We start from the raw sequence: 17,996 nt of genomic DNA, 5'->3' as shown, positions 1-17,996 counted from the left end.
AATGGCGGGTTGTCCAAGACATGAAAATAGAAATCTTTCGCTGGTAATTTTAAGAGAGGAGTTTTCACTCGGAAAAAACGAGGGAATTTTCTTTAATAACTATTTTATCAATTCTTTAATACAATTTTAGCGGGAGACCGTTCTGCCCTTTACGTCTGCCCATAACTACATGCCAAGCCTATAAGAAAGACTTAGTTTGAAATGGATTAAGAATGGAGATAGATTAGCAGCAAAAGCTGCCTCCATCCCTTAATCCCGCTCTTTACTCTTCATTGCCTTTTTTGGATTCAATCAGTTTTCATTCTGTTTTTGAACCATCTTCAACTAAATGCTTTAGCATTGAAAGCTTGTTATCCCAGAATTGATCGAAAAAGGAGAGCCAATCTTTCAGCTCGAGAAAAGCTTCAGGCTGGAGACTGTACCTCGTTTCCCGGCCTTTTTTTGTGGCATCCACTAGCCCTGATTCTGATAAAATTCCAAGATGCTTTGATACCGCTGTACGGGTCATCGGAAAATGTTTGCTTATTTCAGTTACCGATAGTTCCTTATCTGACAGCAGTACTAAAACTTTCCTCCGCGTTGGGTCGGCAATCGCCTGAAATACATCATGCTTTTGCGCTTCCCCCATTACCTCTCAACTACTTTGCGAAGCTTATTATGAACAAGCGGTTCCCAGCCATTCTCCATCGTTTTTCTGACATCTTTTTGTGTCTGGCGTGCTCCTGGAATAATGTCATCAGCAGCTCCCCATCCTGAATGCACCAGTGTAAATTCCGTTTGTCCATCCAATTCCTTCAGTTCAAACGAAACATGCCATCCGAACAAGTCCCAGGAAAAAACTAGCCTCTTAGGAGGATCAAGTTCCAGCACCTTACAAGGAGATGGCCCAAAAGGACCCTGCAAATGGAATTCATAGCCTGCTTCTGGCTGAAAATCATTAGGCATGAACCAAGCAGCAATCCCCTCTGAGGTAGCAACTGCATCCCATACCTTCTGGATCGGAGCATTAAAAATAGTTGTTTTACGAATATCAGGCAGTAAGTCTTTCATGTACAAGTCCTCCAAACATTTTTACGAAACCATTCGGTTTCCTATTTTGAATATATACAACCAAATGGTTACCTATCAAGCACTTTAATAATTAGGCTGTTTTCCATAAAGTGGCACCCCTTAAGGTTTAGCGAATCAATTTATGGGAATTAAAGAATGAAACATAAAGGAGGCACTACTATGAAAAAGCAATTGAACAAACTCGTAAATAAAGCAAAAAAATCATACAATCATGCTACCGCCAATATAAAAGAAAAACTGTATGACATGTCAGATACTCCTTATGCAACGGTTCAGCAATTGGCTGATTATATTCAACAGCACCCGGAATCTATATCTTCAACCAGAGAATTTTTAGGAACAAGATATCATTTTTATCAGCTCGAAACCGACCAGAATTTATATTATTTAGAAACAAAGGGGTCAAAGATTTTACAGCTGGACGTGATTTCACAAAATACAGAGGTTGTATCCTATCGTTCCTATCGCGATAAATACACCATAAAGACCCCTATTAAAATAGCTGGACTTATATGAGGGAAATTACCAGATGGATGTAAGAGAAAAAAGTCCGGGCCAATAATGTTTGCGCCGGACTTTTCATTATTTTTTTCTATAGAGAATGCAGGCTGAAATCTTTGTTATGCCGGTATGCCGTATAGAGCAGCTTTTTACATTACACTCCTCTTTTATTACCCCATACATAGGTATGAAGCTGCGGGAGCACTTTAATATTTTGTAGATCATCATCCAGCATCGCCTTATCAATTAGCCACTGATATTTATCAAGCAGCCTGCTGATCAGCACTTGATCATCTGTTGTCCTGCTGTCCTCATTGCCGACCTGCAGGAATATTGGAATATCAGGATAACGCTTATGAACTTTTTTAGCATATAGGTAATCCTCATCGTTAAAAACGACGACCTTTAAGGATACGTTTTGATTCATAGTACGAGCCTTCAGATTATCTAAAATCGTATCAAGTATTTCAAAATTGGTTAGCATACCGGAGCTTGGCGGCTTGGGAGAAATCGTTAATTCATCAATCTGGAAAAACCAATCCTGCCACTTGCTACCCTGTGTTTCCAAGCAGACTTTGATATCGTTTTGTTTCAAAATTTTAATTAATCCATCTAAGTTTTTTAGCAGCGCTGGATTCCCCCCCGAAATGGTTACAAATGAGAATCCATTTCCTCCGAGACGCTTTAGTTCATCCCATATTTGTTCAGGTTCCATCTGGGTGATACTGTCTTTTCCTGTACCATCCCACGTAAAAGCGGAGTCGCACCATGCACAGGAATAATCGCAGCCTGCTGTTCTGACAAACATCGTTTTTTGGCCAATAACCATTCCTTCGCCCTGAATAGTTGGACCGAATATTTCCATAACAGGCAGTTTACTCATTTTCCATCCACTCCCGTCTGGCTTCCGCATATGAGGTAGGAGTTTCATAGAGGCGGACGAACTCGACTCTTGCCCCAGAGTAGCTCTGCTGTCTTTCTTCCTTCCGGAGTGACTCATCCATCTTTTCATAAATCCATACAACCATATTTTCAGCTGTTGTATTCATCGGGGGCAATGTTTCATTCAGGTATCTATGATCAAGAAAAATTTCAATTTCAGTTTTCCAGATTTCTTTAATATCGCCAAAGTCAATCAGTAGGCCACGGTCATCAACATAGCCGCTCAAGCCGAAGATAACGCGGTAGGTGTGCCCATGAAGGTTTTTGCATTTACCTTCATAGGAATGCAGATGGTGGGCAGCGTCAAACGTGAATTCCTTACTGACCATCACCCGTTTACTGTGATACTTTAGTTGTTCTTTTTTTATATCTTCATCCATCTTTTGGAGCTTATCTACGATTCGAAAGCCATACATAATGTTAACACTCCCCCCGAACCTTTAAGTAATCTTGGAGACCTTTTTGCCTTAGCATGCAGGCTGGACACTCTCCACATCCATCTGAAATAATGCCATTATAGCAGGTTAACGTTTTTTCCCGGACAAAACTAAATGCCCCAAGTTCGTCAGCCAGTTTCCACGTCTCTGCTTTATTGAGCCACATTAACGGAGTGTGAATTACGAATGGTTCATCCATCGACAAATTCAAAGTAACATTCAGTGATTTAATGAAAACATCCCGGCAATCCGGATATCCGCTAAAATCAGTTTCACATACACCAGTGACAATGTGTTTTGCTCCTATTCCCCTGGCAAGCACTCCGGCAAATGACAGGAATAATAGATTACGGCCTGGTACAAAAGTAGATGGAAGCTCCCCATCTTCGCCGTCCTTAACTTCAATATTATCCCTTGTTAATGCATTAGGAGCCAATTGATTTAAAAGTGCCATATCTAGAATATGATGTCTAATGCCCAATTCTCTTGTAATATTTTTCGCACATTCAATTTCAGTAATGTGGCGCTGATTATAATCAAAGGTTACAGCCTCAACCTCTGCAAAATTCTCCAAGGCCCAGAATAAACAAGTAGTACTATCCTGTCCGCCGCTAAAAACAACAACTGCTTTAACATTTTCCATGTCATTTTCTCCTCAAAAAAACAGCACAACTAAGAAGCAGTGCTGTTTCCTTAGTTTTTTAAAGAGGGTAGCTAAAAACCTCTACTATTATAAAATTATCGATTGTCTACTGTCTCAGGATATAAATCATGGTTCATCAATCGGTAATCGGCAATTTTCTCGTATTTCGTGCCCGGTTTACCATAATTACAATAAGGATCAATGGATATCCCGCCCCTTGGAGTAAACTTACCCCACACTTCGATATATCGGGGGTCCATTAATTCTATAAGATCGTTCATGATAATATTCACACAATCCTCATGGAAATCTCCATGATTTCTAAAGGAGAACAAATATAGCTTTAAAGACTTGCTCTCGACCATTTTTATGTCAGGAATGTAGCTTATATAAATCGTCGCAAAATCTGGCTGCCCTGTTTGCGGGCAAAGACTTGTGAATTCTGGGCAGTTAAATTTAACAAAATAATCACGATTCGGATGTTTATTATCAAATGACTCCAGAACTTGAGGAGAGTATTCAAACAAATATTTTGTTCCCTGATTCCCTAATAATGTAACTCCTTCTAGTTCTTCTGGTTTTCTTCCAGACATAAAAAAAGCCTCCTTAATGATTCTTGTCATATAGAAGGCTCATAGCAAAGTTATGCACTTTGAAAAAAATAAAACCATATCCACCGCAGGATATGGTTGACAGCTTTATCAAAGCCATAGTTTTTTATAGAGGGTATCTGCTATGAACCTCTTTGTCGCACAGTATTATTTAATTTATTCGCTCCTGTAACTATAGTCAATTTTGATTATGCTGTCAACAAGTTTGTATCATTATATTCATAATGACAAGATGCCTAAAATTTATTTAACCGTTTAAGCACTTCATCGACCTTGTCCGAGATGATTTCATATTTCCCTTCAAACATAGTTAACAGCTTAATTAACTCTCCTTCACGCATTTCCGCTTTCTTCTCGAGTCTTTCCATCTCTTCTAAATACTTCTTTTCAATCCTTTCAATTTCGGTGCTATGCCTGGCTTCCATATCCTTCATGTCCTGCTTGAATTCCTGTCTGATGCTGGGAATATACCAAATAAGAAGATACAAGAAAAGACCAAGAAAAACACCTTCTTTTGCATAATCAAACAAAACCTGTTCCATTTTCCCGTCCCCTTTAATATTGTCCGCTTCACTCATAAGACAAAAGTAAGTCTCATACCATTGTATGAAACTTCAGCTTTATAAGATTGTACTAAAGACAAACAGGCCGCTGAAACAGGCAAAATCATGGCGGATTTTGTTTTTATTTGTCTTTAGCAGCTTATTTTACTTAACGGATTCACTGAAATAGGAGATAGAATTGTTTAGGCTCAAACACAAAATAAAAGCTGAAGCGGCCTGGTAAGAGCAAGAACGGCTAAGATCGCCAAGTCCTCACAAAGCTGCCGAAGCATTCCTTGTCCTGTACGTAATGCGGATAAAATTTGCTTTACTTGATTAGTGATTATCAAAAGCAGTAGGGCTATTTTAAGCTCCAGGCTCCCGGCATTTTTTTACCATATGTTTATATATAACCAACAAAAAAACAGACCCGATTTAACGAGTCTGTTTTGTATGTGCTAGATTATGCTTTCTGTACATTTGCAGCTTGCGGTCCGCGCTGGCCTTCTTCCACTTCAAATGTTACTTCCTGGCCTTCCTCTAAAGACTTATAGCCTTCGCCTTGAATGGCTGAGAAATGAACGAATACATCTTCCCCGCCTTCACGTTCGATGAACCCAAAGCCTTTTTCACTGTTGAACCATTTTACTTTTCCACGTTCCATTGCTGTTGCCTCCTAGCATATCCAAAAAGATTGCAAATTACCTTGCTTACATATTATTACCCGAAAAAAGGTTTTTAAAACCGGTTTTTAAAGATTTATCTGCAAATATTCTGTTTTTACAAACCCGCTTTACATCGTCTTTAAAACAGTCATTTAAACCATCCCTTTTCACGGGATTGAGAGATTGCTTCGATTCGGTTCTTCACTCCAAGCTTATCAAGGATAGTTGATATATAATTTCGGACAGTGCCAGTTTTGATACTAAGCTCAGCTGCTATTTCTTTTGTGTTTTTCCCATTCGCTACGAGTTCCAGAACTTCCCTTTCCCGTTCGGTAAGGGGATTTTCTTCACTATAAACATCATCCATTAGTTCAGGAGCATAAACCCGCCTTCCGGCCATAACACTCCTGATGGAGCTAGCAAGTTCTTCACTCGGGCTGTCCTTTAATAAATAGCCGCTAACTCCTGCTTTCAATGCCCGCTGAAAGTAGCCGGAACGTGCAAAGGTTGTTAAAATAATGACTTTGCAGCCGTGTTCTTTTAATTGTTCTGCTGCCTCGATTCCGCTCTTGCCAGGCATTTCAATATCCATAATACATACATCAGGCTGATGCTGCTTAACAAGCTTAAGCGCAGTTTCCCCATTAGGAGCTTTCCCCACTACTTCCATATCTTCTTCAAGATTGAGCAAGGACCCTAAAGCCCCCAGAAGCATTCCCTGATCTTCAGCAATTACAATCCGAATCATGTCAGCTCCTCCTTAACAGTATGCTTCACTGCATTAGGCACCTTGATAATTAATGTTGTTCCTTCGTCTACTACTATCTCAAGGGTCCCATTTACAAATTCAAGGCGTTCCTTCATTCCCGTCAAGCCATGACCTTTTATAAAGCTATGATCATTTACTGCACCTATACCGTTATCCCTTACTACAATAATAATTTCTTTCCTTTTTTGTTCAACGCTGATCTGGCATACGGTAGCCTGGCTATGTTTGACAACATTGTTCACAGCTTCCTTTAAACACATGCTTAATATATTTTCTGTTAGAGGAGGAAGATTAGATACAGAAATGTCCTGTTCTCCCTGAAACTTTATTTGTGCGGCCTTCAATATTTGGTTCACCCGGAGTATTTCTTCTTTCAGCTTAACGCCTCGCATTTCTGAGACCATCTTTCTCACTTCATTCAATGCCGTCCTGGCGGTATGCTGAACATCCTTAAGCTCATCACGGGCCTGCTCAGGGTCCTTATAAATTAACTTCCTCGCCAAGTCGCTTTTTAGCCCTATCAAAGAAAGCTTTTGGCCGAGCGTATCATGCAGGTCGCGTGCAATACGCTGCCGTTCCTCATGCTTGACCAGCTCCGAGATCCGTTTATTTGCATCTTCAAGCTTTTCCTCCAGCTGCCCCATCTGTTTTCGGCTGCGAATAGTAAAAGGCAGAAGAATGACTCCGATCCAAACGATAATGACTATTGGCAGCTGTTTGATAAACATTGGCTCTTGAAGGACTATATTCAGGTTAATCGCAATGGTCGTCGCAACAAGATGGATGACATAAAGAACTAAAAAAGCAATCCGGTCCTTAATATTTCCATTTAAGTAAGTAATATAAAAGGCGAAATAAATATAGTTGAATAAGCTTGCCGATGAGATGGAAATGGCGATCAACAGGATTGTCCACAAATAAACGGTCCATCCCTGGGCAATGAAAGCAAACCGGTAGCAGAAAAAGAACAAAGCCGTCAGCAAGATTCCAATCGTTATTTCAATCGTTGACGATAATTGAAAAATAAAATAAAACGGCAAAATGCTGAGGATTGTCCAAATATAAGGTGAAATTCCCGTACTCTTCAGCAATATCATATACCTATTTATCATTTTACGACCTCTTTTTTCGGTATTTGATATTTGGTTCAACTGCTATTTTAGCGCAAATCGATATGCCAGTAAAATCTCTATGCATTCCGATAAAAGGCAGTTACTGAACAGGAATACTGCTCTTTTTTCTAGAAATCGCTTTAAGTTCATAAAAACTCACAAAGTTTTTCTCTTTCTCATCCCATAGTTTGAATTTGAGTGATTCTAAGCTTTTAGCGAGAGTAAGAGTTGGTGCATGCTGCAGCGGTTCACTGTTTTTATGTGCCTCTTCAAGCTTATAATTAGGTACCCTTGGGCTTAAATGGTGGACGTGATGGAAACCAATATTCCCTGTTAGCCATTGAAGAACTTTCGGAAGCTTGTAAAATGAGCTTCCTTCAATTGCAGCCCTTACGTATTCCCATTCATCATCTTTTTCAAAATACGTTTGTTCAAAAGTATGCTGCACATAAAAGAGCCAGATGCCTGCGATTCCTGAGATATAGAAAATTGGGCCTTGTACCAAAAGAAAAGACTTCCATCCAAGCAAATAGCAGAACAGTCCTACCAATACAGCTATTAAAAGGTTACTTAGATACGTGTTCATACGCTCCTTGCTTCTAGCACCTTTTCTGTTAAAGCGATTTGAAATTAGAAATGCATAGATAGGACCTAAACCAAACATTACAAGAGGATTACGGTATAAACGATAAACCAGCTTAAGCCACAGGGGCGCTGCTAAATATTCATCCACCGTAAGTACCCAAATATCACCTGTTCCCCGCTTATCTAAATTACTGCTGGTTGCGTGATGCACAGTATGCTCGTGTGCCCATTTTGCATAAGGGAATAATGTAAGTACACCTGTTATCATGCCGATTATTCGATTTGCTTTTCGGCTTTTAAAGAACGAGTGATGGCAGCAATCATGGAAAATGATAAAAATCCGCACTAAAAATCCTGCTGCGATAATAGCCAACCCTAAAGTAAGAAAATAAGAAATCTCCAAACTTTGATAGGCTAGGAACCATAAGATGAAAAAAGGAACAATAGTATTAAACAGCTGACGTATACTATCTCCTGTAATGGAATGTTCATACGGCGACATTTGCTTCCGTAATGCTTTTGCCCTGTGTTGAGTCATTTCAAAATCCTTCCTTCCGCATTCATAATTAAATATAGTATAGCGAAATAGAAGCAGCATTTGCAGACATACATGTCATATGTAGTATATGATAAATGTCATATATGCACATACTAATATCTTACAGATTCACCCCTGACAGAACAAAAAAGAAAACTCCCTGCAGGGTGAAGAACGGCTAAGTTCACCACTTCTTGTCGCGCATCAGCACTAGCACATCCCCGCAAAGCCCCGAGCATCCTTTGTCCAGTGCGTCCGGGCTGGTTGCTTGGAGCTAGAGATAGCTACCATGCTTTAGTTATCCAAAGCTCAATAATTTTTATACTTCCCTTCGAATAAAAAAAGTGCTGGCATATTAACAGCACTGCGTTGGATCTTTAAATCACAGAGTATCAATGGCAGCCTGTACTGCCTCTTTCTGAATGCCCTTTGCCCAATGGGATTCTTTATAAAAAAACTCGTAAGATGGTAATTTTTTATAACACTTAAGGAGGCTTATCATATAAAAACTTCAGTCTTAATTAATTTCATTCCGACAAAAAAGCCCCACTATTTAAGACAGCGGAGCTTGTTCTTTTCAAAGTCCTTTAACCCTCTACTTGCTATCCCATTTTCTTTAATAGAAGCATACGCCAGGCAATCTTTATCTCACTAAAGAATGAAGCTCTTTGTAATGTTTCAGCTTCCTCAAAGTAGTTTTTTGATTAATAAACACACCTGCGGATTCGACCCATTTTGCGTCAATAACTATTTTCATATTTTTGGACAATAAAATTTGAAACAATTGTATATTTAATGCTGCCTGTGCCAACTATAATGAAAAAAGTAGCTGATCTCTTATGAAACTGACGACCATTTCGATTATTTTTTCTATAATTGCTATTCTTGCCGAAGGTTATTTTGGGGTAAGGATCGCCCTATTAAGCCCAGAAAATCCAATTTTGAATCCCCGGTTATTTTTTTCATTGGTCTGGATTCCGAGAGTCTTTTCCAGCATCGCCTTTCTCCTGGCTATCATTGGATATTCCCAGCCAGGAAGAAAGTCTGCTTTCTGGGCCGCGCTTATCTTAAGCCTTTTAGCCATTTGCAGCTGGCTAATTTAACGACGGAGCCGCAAGTAATAAGAAGTGCCAAGCTGCCTGATCAAATCGTATCAGAAGGAAGTTAAATCTGCTTCTTTTTGCCTGATCAAATCGTATCAGAAGGAAGTTAAATCTGCTTCTTTTCAAGAAGGGTTATAAAAATACCTGGGCCAACTTCTGCATCCCGAACCTCAATAAATCCAAAGTTTTTGTATAAATTTTTGGCCGGTGTGTTCAGAGCACCGGTGCTAACGATGATGCTGCGGTCTTTGCTTAACTCTGTAACAATGTAATTAACCAGCTGCCTGGCTATCCCTTTTCTGTAATGGTCCGGGTGAACAACTAAACGGCAAATATCAATCTCTTGTTCAGTTTCAGTAAAAGATATACATCCCGCCAATTCCTCCTTTAAGTTATATCCTATAAATGTTTCTGGACAATCCATTATCGTTTCCACGGTGTCTGTCAGTTGAGGGATACCATCAAACCCAATGATTGCAGCTTCTGCTTTATACGCAGGAATTTGGATTCTTAGGATTTCAATTGCTGTTTCTCTATTTGCATTATTAAGCTTTACCAGCATTTGGCTCCTCCTCTTTACAATTTTCAGACAAAGCTAATGAATCAGCTTGACAAGTTTTTCCAGACCGTCGAGCAGCCGGGGAGATGGCCGGCAGTACAGCTCTTCCTCCAGGATTAGAATCCTGTCATCGTTGATCTTTATCAGCTTTTCGAACCCTTCCCGCGTTTTCACAACACTTTTTTGTACTTTTTTCTTCCTTACACCAACCCAGGCGAGGCAGATAAAATCGGGCTGACGCTTTAAAACATCCTCCCATTCAGTCTGCACACTTGCCAGCTCAACATCTTCAAAAACATTTCTGGCACCTGCTGCTTCAGATATTTCGGTTAGCCAATTGATTTTACCAGGTGTAAAAATAGGTTTAGGCCACCATTCCCAGTAGAGATTAGGCTTTTCTGCCATTTGAGACCCAATTTTTTTTACAGCCTCTAACCGTGACCGGAAAAGCTTTGCTGCCGCTAAACCGCGTTCGTGCTGATTTAACGCTTCTGCTGTTTTTATTAAATCCTTTTCGATATCTGTCAAACTTTGCGGATTTAAAATTATATACGGGATCCCGCGCAATTTAAGAGCTTCAATATTCTTCTCCATACCTGGCACGCTTAAAGAGGCCAAAACCAATTCTGGTTCAAATTTTTCGACCAGGTCCATGTTAATCGATAAATCCGGTCCAAGCCGCGGCAAATTCACAATAGATGCCGGCCAGTCAGAAAAGTCATCGACAGCTACCAGCAGATGGGCAAGACCAAGATATTCCATTAATTCTGTATTGCTGGGACAAATCGAAATGACTCTCATATGTTCACCCTTTTTGAATAAGAATTCAGAATCCAACAATTCCCTTAATTAGTATACCTTACAAATAGCTTATCAGAAAAAAATATGAACAAGCAGGAGGTTATTCATTTCTATAGAATAATAAAGAGAGTCACATTAAAGGAGGAAAAAGGATGAGCCAGGTTTGCGTTATCAATATCTATGTACCCAGCATCCAGGAAGCGGTAGATTTTTATACAGCCGTGTTAGGATTTAAGGTGTATAAACAATATAGCACTAAAATTGTCTCACTCCTTCATGGTGAAGTACCGATCGTTTTAGAGGAATCGGAAAATGCACTCTACAACCCTGACCAAAGTGTGTCAGGAGTTGTGCTGGCTCTCAAAACTGAGGATATCTATCAAACCGTAACACAATTAAAGGAACATAACGTAGAATTTGTGGTGGAAGAACCAACTGATTGCCCTCCGGGAAAATTCATAAGCTTTCGTGATCCATTTGGCAATGTCCTTGAATATCTTCAATTTATTCACTAACACCAAATAAGCCCTGCATACTTGCTTGGGCTTAATTTCAATTGCTAATAAGTTTTAATTTTAGAAAGGTTCATCATGGTTACTCGTATTGAAAACCCATTTGTATATAAAGATTGATTGCCTGATTGTAATAATCCAAAACACTTTAAGGAATATTTAAAACTGATTTTGTCAGCTTTCATGTTAAGCAATTCATCAATTGTGTTCGGCACCTCTACAGGTCTTTTTAGAACATTTCATCTCCTAAGCTTTTATTCCATCTTCATATATAGGCTCAGGGTATTTTCTAAAAAAATTTCTTCTTATTTCATACATTTGAAATCCGGCTTTCTGATAAAACACGAGATTATCAATGCTAGAATTTGCGGTACCGTTATTTCATTATAAGAAAAAGCCCTCCCTGCCGAGATTACAGTGGAGGACTAACGAAAGTTATGTCGGTCTCAGGTGCTGTTCATAAAACTCCTGCAGATAATCTTGTGGCGGTTTCCGAACCTGAACTTCTTCCACTTCATTGCTATTATTGTCGCCATTCTCTTCAGGTATAAATGCTTCAACAACAGCCGCCGCAACCTCCAAATCGTGTTCAATGGTTCCGCAGCAGACACCAACGGCCCCTACAATCTTCTCATCCATTATAATTGGGATTCCGCCACCGAAAGTAGTAATCCGGCCATTATTCTTCGTATTTATGCCAAAAAGCTGGCCATTAGGGGCAGCCAAACTAGTCAGCTCTAAAGTTGGCCTTTTCATCGCAACCGCTGTCCATGCTTTGTCTTGAGCATGATCGATGCTGGCAATTGGAGCATCATCCATGCGGTGACAAGCTACCAAATGACCTCCTTCATCGACAATGGCTATTACCGCAGAAATGCCAATCTCCTTTGCTTTCTGTTCTCCGCCACTTATTAAGTTCCTTGCAACCTCAAGGGTAATGAATTTCATCTTTTTCAACTCCTTACCGGCTTTGGCGCCGTGCTGCATACTTCAAACTTCTGTTCGTGCAGCACAAGAGCAGATAACCAATTGTATTATATGGCCAATAGATTGGCCGGAGTGTCAAAAAATAAGCCCGTTGTTACACTTGTCCTTAAACTTGCCACATTTTCATTCGCAAAAATATGTATAATAGATAATGTTGAGTTTAGAATACATATTTATGAACTAGAATTGGAGATACTTATGAAAAAGATTTTGTTTCTATTTCTATCACTGCTCTTCGTTATTACTGGTTGTTCTAAGGAAGAAAATTCACCCGCCCAAAAGGACGAATTGCCTGAACTAATAGAAGTGGTTATCAATCTCCCTGAAAAGGCTGATCCTAATAAAAGTGTAACTATCAAAGCTTCTGTTACACAGGGCGATGAAAAAGTAACGGATGCTGATGAAGTAAAGTTTGAAATCGGGAAAGCAGGCCAGGAAAACACCGAAATGATTGAAGCGAAACATCAAGGTAAGGGTGTTTACACAATAGATTACATCTTTAAAGAGGATGGAAAATATATGGTGGTGGCACATGTAACGGCCAGAAGCATGCATAATATGCCAGAGAAAGAGATAACAGTTGGAACTGGCAGAAATACAGCTGCAAAAGAGGAAAATCAGCAGATCCAAAGCGACGGGAATTCTGCTAATGAAGGCACCGTACATGCACATGGAAACGAGAAAACAAAACGTTCTCATGACCATAAACACGGCAATATAGCCATTGACTTCCAAATTGACGATGCCATTAAAGCACATGAGGAAGCTGTTTTAATTGCGAACATTCAGAATGCAGGCCAGCCCCTAATCGGTGCAGATGTAAGATTTGAACTTTGGCAGGACAGCCAGGAAGCTCACGAATTTGTGGCAGCCAGAGAAGGAATCAATGGGGAATATAGCGTAAGTAAAACCTTCACAGCCACTGGTGTGTATAATATAAAAATCCACCTTGAAAAAGAGGATATTCATGAGCATCAAGATGAGAAAATTGATGTAAAATAAGGAGTCAGGCAACAAGAGCACCGGCATTTTCTAAAGTGCCGGTGCTCTTGTTTGCAGTCTTCAGTCCAGGTCCGCCATTGCCTCTTCTCAGTTTCTCTAAGTATAAGAATTTTTAATTTTTTCTGTTTTTTGAATTAAATGTATGTTCAATCGCCAGAATTTCTTTACTATCATCACACCTTTTAGCACCATAGGAATTGGATATCAGGTAATTCTGAAAAATGAATATGACTTGTCTTCATTATTACTCAAAATAGCTTTACCGCCTTATAATAAAAATGGCTTCATGTTACGTAAATTAACCTATGCCGCTTCACCTCATTGTAAAATTATTCCTGCCTTGTCTGCTTAAGGAGTTTAGTGAAATTCCAAATCTTGCTATGGTACTTCTTCTTTTGTTACCTCTCCATATATTTAAGGAGTTTTTTGATGTCTTACCATGCTGTTAAGCAAGACCCGAAGTCGGTATTTAATCATTTAATTTCTTCAAATATACAAAACTTGTTTTATGATACTCCATTTTATTCTCATAAAAGCGATGGGCGTCCACTCTTTGCAGCCCAGAGGACAGAGACACTGTCTTAAAGCCATGGTTATCCGCCCACTCATGGACATAGGTGAGAAGTTTTTCACCATATTTTTTGGAACGCTCTTTCTGGTCAGTTACCAAATCGCATACCCAGATAAACCGGCCATTATATAAAGTGATCATCGGCATGAACCCGGTAACCGCGACAATTCTGCCCTGGACAGCCAATCCAAACATTTTATAGCCTTCCATTTCCTGCGCCTCCTTAACCAAATTCAAGTAGGTCCTTTCGTCCAGATGTGTCCGAAGTTGCTTCATGACAGGAAACGCTTCCTTCCATTGCTCTTCGCCCATTAATTCTTGAATAATATGCTCGCTCATGTTTTTCCTCCAAGTCAGTTTTACAATTACTATCATCATAATAATAAGCTGGTATCTTAGTAAGAATCAGTTTTGATGCAATTTCAGGAACAGCTTTTTATTTATTCCGCTAATAAAAAAGGCGTGAAATTGACCCTGCATCTGTCTATTTTGAACAAGCCGAAACAGGATGCCGTCCTCTATTATTACTTGGGGATGGTTGACCTAAACGTATTTTAAGATTCAGAAGGAATACAGCTGTTAAATGAGGCTTGGTTTGACTAAAAGATTTATTAGGATATTATTATATTTCTTTCTTATTACAGCAGCCGGATAGTAATATGCAATGTACTGATGATCTATCCACTTCGTACTTTTTGTTACCATAAGTTAAAAGAAGTTCTCCTGATCCTCAATAAAATTAGATACCCTTTGATAGGTGGCTGCCAAATCCGTTTTGTGCCGGGATAATAACATATCAGTATAAACGAAAAGGATGTGATGTTATGAAAAGAAACAAGAAGCAAAAAAGGCGGACAAGCAATTGTATCTTCCCCGGCTACAGATGGTGCGGACCAGGATGCAGCGGACCAGGCGCTCCCCTAAATGCTGTAGACGCCTGCTGCAAGATGCATGACCGTTGCTTAGGGCAAGGCGTTCCAACCTGCCGCTGCGACTCTGAATTTATGAATTGCCTTCGTTCAAGAAGGCATAAATTCTCTGATGAGGGGAAAACAGCTGCTATAATATATCAAATTATGAAGCTAAAAACATTATTTACCTGTTGAAAATCGTTTAAGCACTACTGCGTTCTTTCATTTTCGTTTTGATAAATAGAATAATCCGGAATGGCAGCTCGACTAAATGGGAACCGATTTCATATTCGTAACACTTTCTAGTAAATCCTCTGTTTCTGAACATAATCAAAGCAGAATTATATTTTTACCGGAAGGCAGCTTTCTTCTTCAACAGGATTATTTTGAAAAATTACGCATAATATACTGCAGAAAGAGGAAAGTTGATACCTTGAGTCGAACTTACCAATTAAACGAAAAAATTGAAAATACGTAAGATTCTGAAATCACAAATATTAGGAGGTAGGTTGATTGAAAAGGCCAACAAAACCAATGTTAGATTCAGTGAAACGGTTCATTATTATTCAATTAGATTGTCTATTCCAATCTTCAGATCTGAAGGAAAAAGACGAAATCAGAAATCGTTTTAGCATGTTCGTTTCAAGCATTAACAATTTGGAGATCCTTAACTCGATTACAGATCAGATCTTTGATATTGACGAAACTTGCCCGGACGGAATCCTTTTGCTGGAAAATATAATATTAGAATGTGAGAAACAGGCAGCAACTGTTTAATCATCAACTATAGAGAAAAAGCGAACAGAAGCTCTGTTTGCTTTTTCATTACTGGAAAATTTTCTCCGTCTACACAGCTAGATGCCCCTTATTGCTATAAATCATAACAATTCCTAATTTATAAGCAGATTATTATTCTTCACATTTCTAATTTCCTTATAACACAGTTAACCAGTTACTGCCATTTACCTTATATTTAGAATTTTTAACTATATTTTATCCAATTTATTCTACAAAAAGTTTTAAAATGTAAAAAAGCTCCATTAAAGTGATACACCAAAAAAAGAGGAAAGAAATATATTCATTCCCCATGAGTTACGAAAGATGCTTTCAATACCTCTGTCCACTTTTAACTATAACCACACATCCCGGTCAAATAAATAATATTTTCTGGCTCCGACAAGATACACTCCTAAAAAAGATCCACGTTACTCTTTTGAGATGCCTGCTGATGCAAAAGTCGCCATTTCTTTTAACATCAATGTGGCTGACGTCAGGATGGGAAAAGCAACAGCTGCTCCGCTTCCTTCACCTAAACACAATTCGAGATCAAGAAGCGGTTTCTTTGATAATAATTTAAGGGCTATTTTATGTCCCGGTTCAACAGAACAATGACCGACGATCATATAATCAATGGCTGTAGAACAGATTTCCTTTGCCAATAGTGCCGAAATGGCGGCTATAAAGCCGTCAACCAAAATCGGCACCCGGTTCGCAGCTGCTGAGAGCATTGCCCCTGTCATTGCAGCTATTTCCAAACCACCTATTTTTGCTAAGATATCTATTGGATCCTTTCGGTCAGGCTTTCTCTCATCTAGTGCTCGAACAATAACCTGTTGTTTATGTATGATTTTTTCGACCGCAATCCCAGTTTCCCGGCCGACAAGCGTACTTACGTCCTGACCGGATAATACGGCTAATATTGCACTGCTTGCCGTTGTATTTCCAATGCCCATTTCACCCAAAATTAAGCATTTGCATCCCTGCCCAATCATATTTTCAGCCCGCTCATAGCCAGCGGCAATCACACTTTCGACCTCTTTTCTTGTCATCGCATCCTGCTTGCAGAAATTACTTGTTCCATAGCGGATCTTGCGGTTTACAAGACCATCAGCCTCGATATCGGTGGCAATCCCGACATCAACTACCTCAAACATCGCCCCAATTTGTCTGCTAAAGACATTAATTGCTGCTCCGCTGTTTAAAAAATTCATCACCATTTGCACGGTAACTTCTTGCGGAAAAGCGGAAACTCCTTCTTCAACCACTCCGTGATCTGCCGCAAACACGATCACACCAGGAGGTGACACGACAGGAAACACTTCCGATGTCATTTCCGCCAGTTGAATCGCCAATTCCTCGAGTCTCCCTAAACTCCCTGGAGGTTTTGTTAAGTTATCAATATACTTACGTACCCTTTGACCCATTTCTTTATCGAGAGTTTGAATGGCCGTTTTAACACAATTCATTGAGAATTCCCCCTTTTGCGAAAAAATCCCTTCATTTTTTGTTTATACAAATCTAGTATTACGTCAATTGTTGGTTCGACCCGTCCAATCCAGGTAATGGCGGAGCACATAGAAAAGCATGAAAAAAATAGAGATATCAAAAGGCACTGTACATTCAGTGCCTCAGATTGTCGACAAAAGGGGTTCGGAATGGTCTCTTTCCGAACCCCCTTTTTAGTGATTATTTCTATTTTTGCTTATTTTGAGTGTGAATGGACCTCATTTAGCCTTATTTATTAGGCCATTTCTGGACCTTGCCATGTCCAGTTTGCCATCTTCTTCAAATTCATGGCAGCGAAAGTAAGCATCGCCTGCATCGACAATTTTGTAAGTCCCCTTAACGTTGTCAGGCGCATGCCATGCTTTTCTTTTGCATCTGCGAATACGCGTTCTATCGTTTCTTTGCGTTTCGCATAAATTGGTTTTACATCCTTGTGGTGTCGCAAATGATCTGTTTCCTCTACATAATCCTGCCAAATATGCCTCGTCACCACTTTTTGATAGTCCTTGCTTCCGGTACATTGGGATAGGAATGGGCAGCCAGCACAAATGTGCTTAGGTGATTTATACTCACGATAGCCTTCCTTGTTGTAGAGTAATTCAGAACCTGCCCTGCAGGGCAGAGGTAACAGTCGAAGTGTCCATCATAGACATAGTCATGCTTTTTGAAAAACCCATCTTTTGCGAGAGGTTTTGTATAAGGCATCGCAGGTGTGATTTTGTTGTTAATTAAATACTTTGTAATGGCAGGTGTTTTATAGGCTGCATCAGCCGCAACCGCTTTGGGTTTTCCGACCTTCCCGATTACTTGTTCAACCAACGGCTCAAAGATATGGCTGTCATGTGTAT

General features: G+C 39.6%; 20 protein-coding genes, 1 pseudogene and 1 riboswitch. Of the genes and pseudogenes, 4 read left to right on the top strand and 17 right to left on the bottom strand.

Translation table 11 applies throughout. The features are described from left to right. Positions 1-298: 298 nt before the first annotated feature. Entirely contained in the window at positions 299-628 is a 330-nt protein-coding gene (locus D0469_RS18185; RefSeq protein WP_117328148.1) for an ArsR/SmtB family transcription factor, read from the bottom strand. Further along, complete coding sequence (locus tag D0469_RS18180; protein WP_117328147.1) at positions 628-1,050, bottom strand: SRPBCC family protein; 423 nt, start codon at positions 1,048-1,050, stop codon at positions 628-630. The genes D0469_RS18185 and D0469_RS18180 overlap by 1 nt, the downstream gene beginning before the upstream one ends. 180 nt (positions 1,051-1,230) lie before the next feature. On the opposite strand from D0469_RS18180, the gene D0469_RS18175 reads away from it, so the two are divergent. Beyond that, positions 1,231-1,587, top strand: a complete 357-nt coding sequence (locus tag D0469_RS18175; protein ID WP_117328146.1) for a hypothetical protein — start codon at positions 1,231-1,233, stop codon at positions 1,585-1,587. A gap of 139 nt (positions 1,588-1,726) precedes the next feature. Here D0469_RS18175 and queE read toward each other — a convergent pair whose 3' ends face one another. The 11 genes from queE to D0469_RS18115 form a co-directional block, all read right to left on the bottom strand. Further along, entirely contained in the window at positions 1,727-2,455 is a 729-nt protein-coding gene (gene queE, locus D0469_RS18170; protein WP_117328145.1) for a 7-carboxy-7-deazaguanine synthase QueE, read from the bottom strand. Continuing rightward, positions 2,448-2,930 carry a 6-carboxytetrahydropterin synthase QueD gene (gene queD / locus D0469_RS18165; RefSeq protein ID WP_117328144.1) on the bottom strand — a complete coding sequence of 161 codons (483 nt, stop codon included), beginning with the start codon at positions 2,928-2,930 and terminating at the stop codon, positions 2,448-2,450. The genes queE and queD overlap by 8 nt, the downstream gene beginning before the upstream one ends. 4 nt (positions 2,931-2,934) lie before the next feature. Beyond that, a complete protein-coding gene (gene queC, locus D0469_RS18160; RefSeq protein ID WP_117328143.1) occupies positions 2,935-3,594 on the bottom strand; it encodes a 7-cyano-7-deazaguanine synthase QueC in 660 nt (219 codons plus the stop codon). 44 nt (positions 3,595-3,638) lie between these two features. Further along, a riboswitch (PreQ1 riboswitch) is annotated at positions 3,639-3,682 on the bottom strand. Between the two features lie 7 nt (positions 3,683-3,689). Next, complete coding sequence (gene queF, locus D0469_RS18155; protein ID WP_117328142.1) at positions 3,690-4,187, bottom strand: preQ(1) synthase; 498 nt, start codon at positions 4,185-4,187, stop codon at positions 3,690-3,692. A 254-nt stretch (positions 4,188-4,441) separates the two neighbouring features. After that, positions 4,442-4,747 carry a hypothetical protein gene (locus D0469_RS18150; protein ID WP_117328141.1) on the bottom strand — a complete coding sequence of 102 codons (306 nt, stop codon included), beginning with the start codon at positions 4,745-4,747 and terminating at the stop codon, positions 4,442-4,444. A gap of 463 nt (positions 4,748-5,210) precedes the next feature. Then, entirely contained in the window at positions 5,211-5,411 is a 201-nt protein-coding gene (locus D0469_RS18145) for a cold-shock protein (protein WP_117328140.1), read from the bottom strand. A gap of 149 nt (positions 5,412-5,560) precedes the next feature. Next, the gene (locus D0469_RS18140; protein WP_117328139.1) at positions 5,561-6,160 is read right to left on the bottom strand and encodes a response regulator transcription factor; all 600 of its coding nucleotides are present in this window, start codon (positions 6,158-6,160) and stop codon (positions 5,561-5,563) included. Then, positions 6,157-7,293 (bottom strand): sensor histidine kinase, encoded by a 1,137-nt coding sequence (locus D0469_RS18135; RefSeq protein ID WP_117328138.1) that lies wholly within the window; start codon positions 7,291-7,293, stop codon positions 6,157-6,159. The genes D0469_RS18140 and D0469_RS18135 overlap by 4 nt, the downstream gene beginning before the upstream one ends. A 100-nt stretch (positions 7,294-7,393) precedes the next feature. Then, positions 7,394-8,416 (bottom strand): fatty acid desaturase, encoded by a 1,023-nt coding sequence (locus D0469_RS18130; RefSeq protein ID WP_117328137.1) that lies wholly within the window; start codon positions 8,414-8,416, stop codon positions 7,394-7,396. 1,209 nt (positions 8,417-9,625) lie between these two features. Next, on the bottom strand, positions 9,626-10,081 hold the full coding sequence (locus D0469_RS18120; RefSeq protein WP_117328135.1) for a GNAT family N-acetyltransferase: 456 nt from the start codon (positions 10,079-10,081) through the stop codon (positions 9,626-9,628). A gap of 33 nt (positions 10,082-10,114) precedes the next feature. Further along, entirely contained in the window at positions 10,115-10,879 is a 765-nt protein-coding gene (locus D0469_RS18115) for a cobalamin-binding protein (RefSeq protein ID WP_117328225.1), read from the bottom strand. Positions 10,880-11,031: 152 nt separating this feature from the next. Here D0469_RS18115 and D0469_RS18110 point away from each other — a divergent pair, with 152 nt between their 5' ends. Continuing rightward, entirely contained in the window at positions 11,032-11,394 is a 363-nt protein-coding gene (locus D0469_RS18110; RefSeq protein WP_117328134.1) for a VOC family protein, read from the top strand. Between the two features lie 432 nt (positions 11,395-11,826). Here the strand turns inward: D0469_RS18110 and D0469_RS18100 are convergent, their stop codons facing one another. Then, on the bottom strand, positions 11,827-12,339 hold the full coding sequence (locus D0469_RS18100) for a GlcG/HbpS family heme-binding protein (RefSeq protein WP_117328224.1): 513 nt from the start codon (positions 12,337-12,339) through the stop codon (positions 11,827-11,829). Positions 12,340-12,576: 237 nt separating this feature from the next. Between D0469_RS18100 and D0469_RS18095 the strand changes: the two genes are divergently transcribed. Continuing rightward, the gene (locus tag D0469_RS18095; RefSeq protein WP_158553567.1) at positions 12,577-13,380 is read left to right on the top strand and encodes a FixH family protein; all 804 of its coding nucleotides are present in this window, start codon (positions 12,577-12,579) and stop codon (positions 13,378-13,380) included. Positions 13,381-13,849: 469 nt separating this feature from the next. On the opposite strand, the gene D0469_RS18090 is transcribed toward D0469_RS18095, so the two are convergent. Next, the gene (locus D0469_RS18090) at positions 13,850-14,290 is read right to left on the bottom strand and encodes a GNAT family N-acetyltransferase (protein ID WP_199478564.1); all 441 of its coding nucleotides are present in this window, start codon (positions 14,288-14,290) and stop codon (positions 13,850-13,852) included. 1,085 nt (positions 14,291-15,375) lie between these two features. Here D0469_RS18090 and D0469_RS18080 point away from each other — a divergent pair. Then, the gene (locus tag D0469_RS18080) at positions 15,376-15,639 is read left to right on the top strand and encodes a hypothetical protein (RefSeq protein WP_117328131.1); all 264 of its coding nucleotides are present in this window, start codon (positions 15,376-15,378) and stop codon (positions 15,637-15,639) included. Between the two features lie 428 nt (positions 15,640-16,067). On the opposite strand, the gene cobT is transcribed toward D0469_RS18080, so the two are convergent. Both cobT and D0469_RS18070 read right to left on the bottom strand, forming a co-directional pair. After that, complete coding sequence (gene cobT / locus D0469_RS18075; protein ID WP_117328130.1) at positions 16,068-17,108, bottom strand: nicotinate-nucleotide--dimethylbenzimidazole phosphoribosyltransferase; 1,041 nt, start codon at positions 17,106-17,108, stop codon at positions 16,068-16,070. Positions 17,109-17,383: 275 nt separating this feature from the next. Further along, positions 17,384-17,996: pseudogene (locus D0469_RS18070) on the bottom strand (transposase); the annotation flags it as partial.

The sequence above is a fragment of the Peribacillus saganii genome (assembly GCF_003429095.1).
GTDB classification, from domain to species: Bacteria; Bacillota; Bacilli; order Bacillales; family DSM-1321; genus Peribacillus; species Peribacillus saganii.
The sequence above is the reverse complement of the archived record's forward strand: the minus strand, read 5'-3'. Positions and strand labels throughout refer to the sequence as shown.

What these genes read in the sequence shown, in the direction of transcription:
- D0469_RS18185 (WP_117328148.1), bottom strand. Translation starts at nt 628, where the DNA reads ATGGGGGAAGCGCAAAAGCATGATGTATTTCAGGCGATTGCCGACCCA.
- D0469_RS18180 (WP_117328147.1), bottom strand. Translation starts at nt 1,050, where the DNA reads ATGAAAGACTTACTGCCTGATATTCGTAAAACAACTATTTTTAATGCT.
- D0469_RS18175 (WP_117328146.1), top strand. Translation starts at nt 1,231, where the DNA reads ATGAAAAAGCAATTGAACAAACTCGTAAATAAAGCAAAAAAATCATAC.
- queE (WP_117328145.1), bottom strand. Translation starts at nt 2,455, where the DNA reads ATGAGTAAACTGCCTGTTATGGAAATATTCGGTCCAACTATTCAGGGC.
- queD (WP_117328144.1), bottom strand. Translation starts at nt 2,930, where the DNA reads ATGTATGGCTTTCGAATCGTAGATAAGCTCCAAAAGATGGATGAAGAT.
- queC (WP_117328143.1), bottom strand. Translation starts at nt 3,594, where the DNA reads ATGGAAAATGTTAAAGCAGTTGTTGTTTTTAGCGGCGGACAGGATAGT.
- queF (WP_117328142.1), bottom strand. Translation starts at nt 4,187, where the DNA reads ATGTCTGGAAGAAAACCAGAAGAACTAGAAGGAGTTACATTATTAGGG.
- D0469_RS18150 (WP_117328141.1), bottom strand. Translation starts at nt 4,747, where the DNA reads ATGGAACAGGTTTTGTTTGATTATGCAAAAGAAGGTGTTTTTCTTGGT.
- D0469_RS18145 (WP_117328140.1), bottom strand. Translation starts at nt 5,411, where the DNA reads ATGGAACGTGGAAAAGTAAAATGGTTCAACAGTGAAAAAGGCTTTGGG.
- D0469_RS18140 (WP_117328139.1), bottom strand. Translation starts at nt 6,160, where the DNA reads ATGATTCGGATTGTAATTGCTGAAGATCAGGGAATGCTTCTGGGGGCT.
- D0469_RS18135 (WP_117328138.1), bottom strand. Translation starts at nt 7,293, where the DNA reads ATGATAAATAGGTATATGATATTGCTGAAGAGTACGGGAATTTCACCT.
- D0469_RS18130 (WP_117328137.1), bottom strand. Translation starts at nt 8,416, where the DNA reads ATGACTCAACACAGGGCAAAAGCATTACGGAAGCAAATGTCGCCGTAT.
- D0469_RS18120 (WP_117328135.1), bottom strand. Translation starts at nt 10,081, where the DNA reads ATGCTGGTAAAGCTTAATAATGCAAATAGAGAAACAGCAATTGAAATC.
- D0469_RS18115 (WP_117328225.1), bottom strand. Translation starts at nt 10,879, where the DNA reads ATGAGAGTCATTTCGATTTGTCCCAGCAATACAGAATTAATGGAATAT.
- D0469_RS18110 (WP_117328134.1), top strand. Translation starts at nt 11,032, where the DNA reads ATGAGCCAGGTTTGCGTTATCAATATCTATGTACCCAGCATCCAGGAA.
- D0469_RS18100 (WP_117328224.1), bottom strand. Translation starts at nt 12,339, where the DNA reads ATGAAATTCATTACCCTTGAGGTTGCAAGGAACTTAATAAGTGGCGGA.
- D0469_RS18095 (WP_158553567.1), top strand. Translation starts at nt 12,577, where the DNA reads ATGAAAAAGATTTTGTTTCTATTTCTATCACTGCTCTTCGTTATTACT.
- D0469_RS18090 (WP_199478564.1), bottom strand. Translation starts at nt 14,290, where the DNA reads ATGAGCGAGCATATTATTCAAGAATTAATGGGCGAAGAGCAATGGAAG.
- cobT (WP_117328130.1), bottom strand. Translation starts at nt 17,108, where the DNA reads ATGAATTGTGTTAAAACGGCCATTCAAACTCTCGATAAAGAAATGGGT.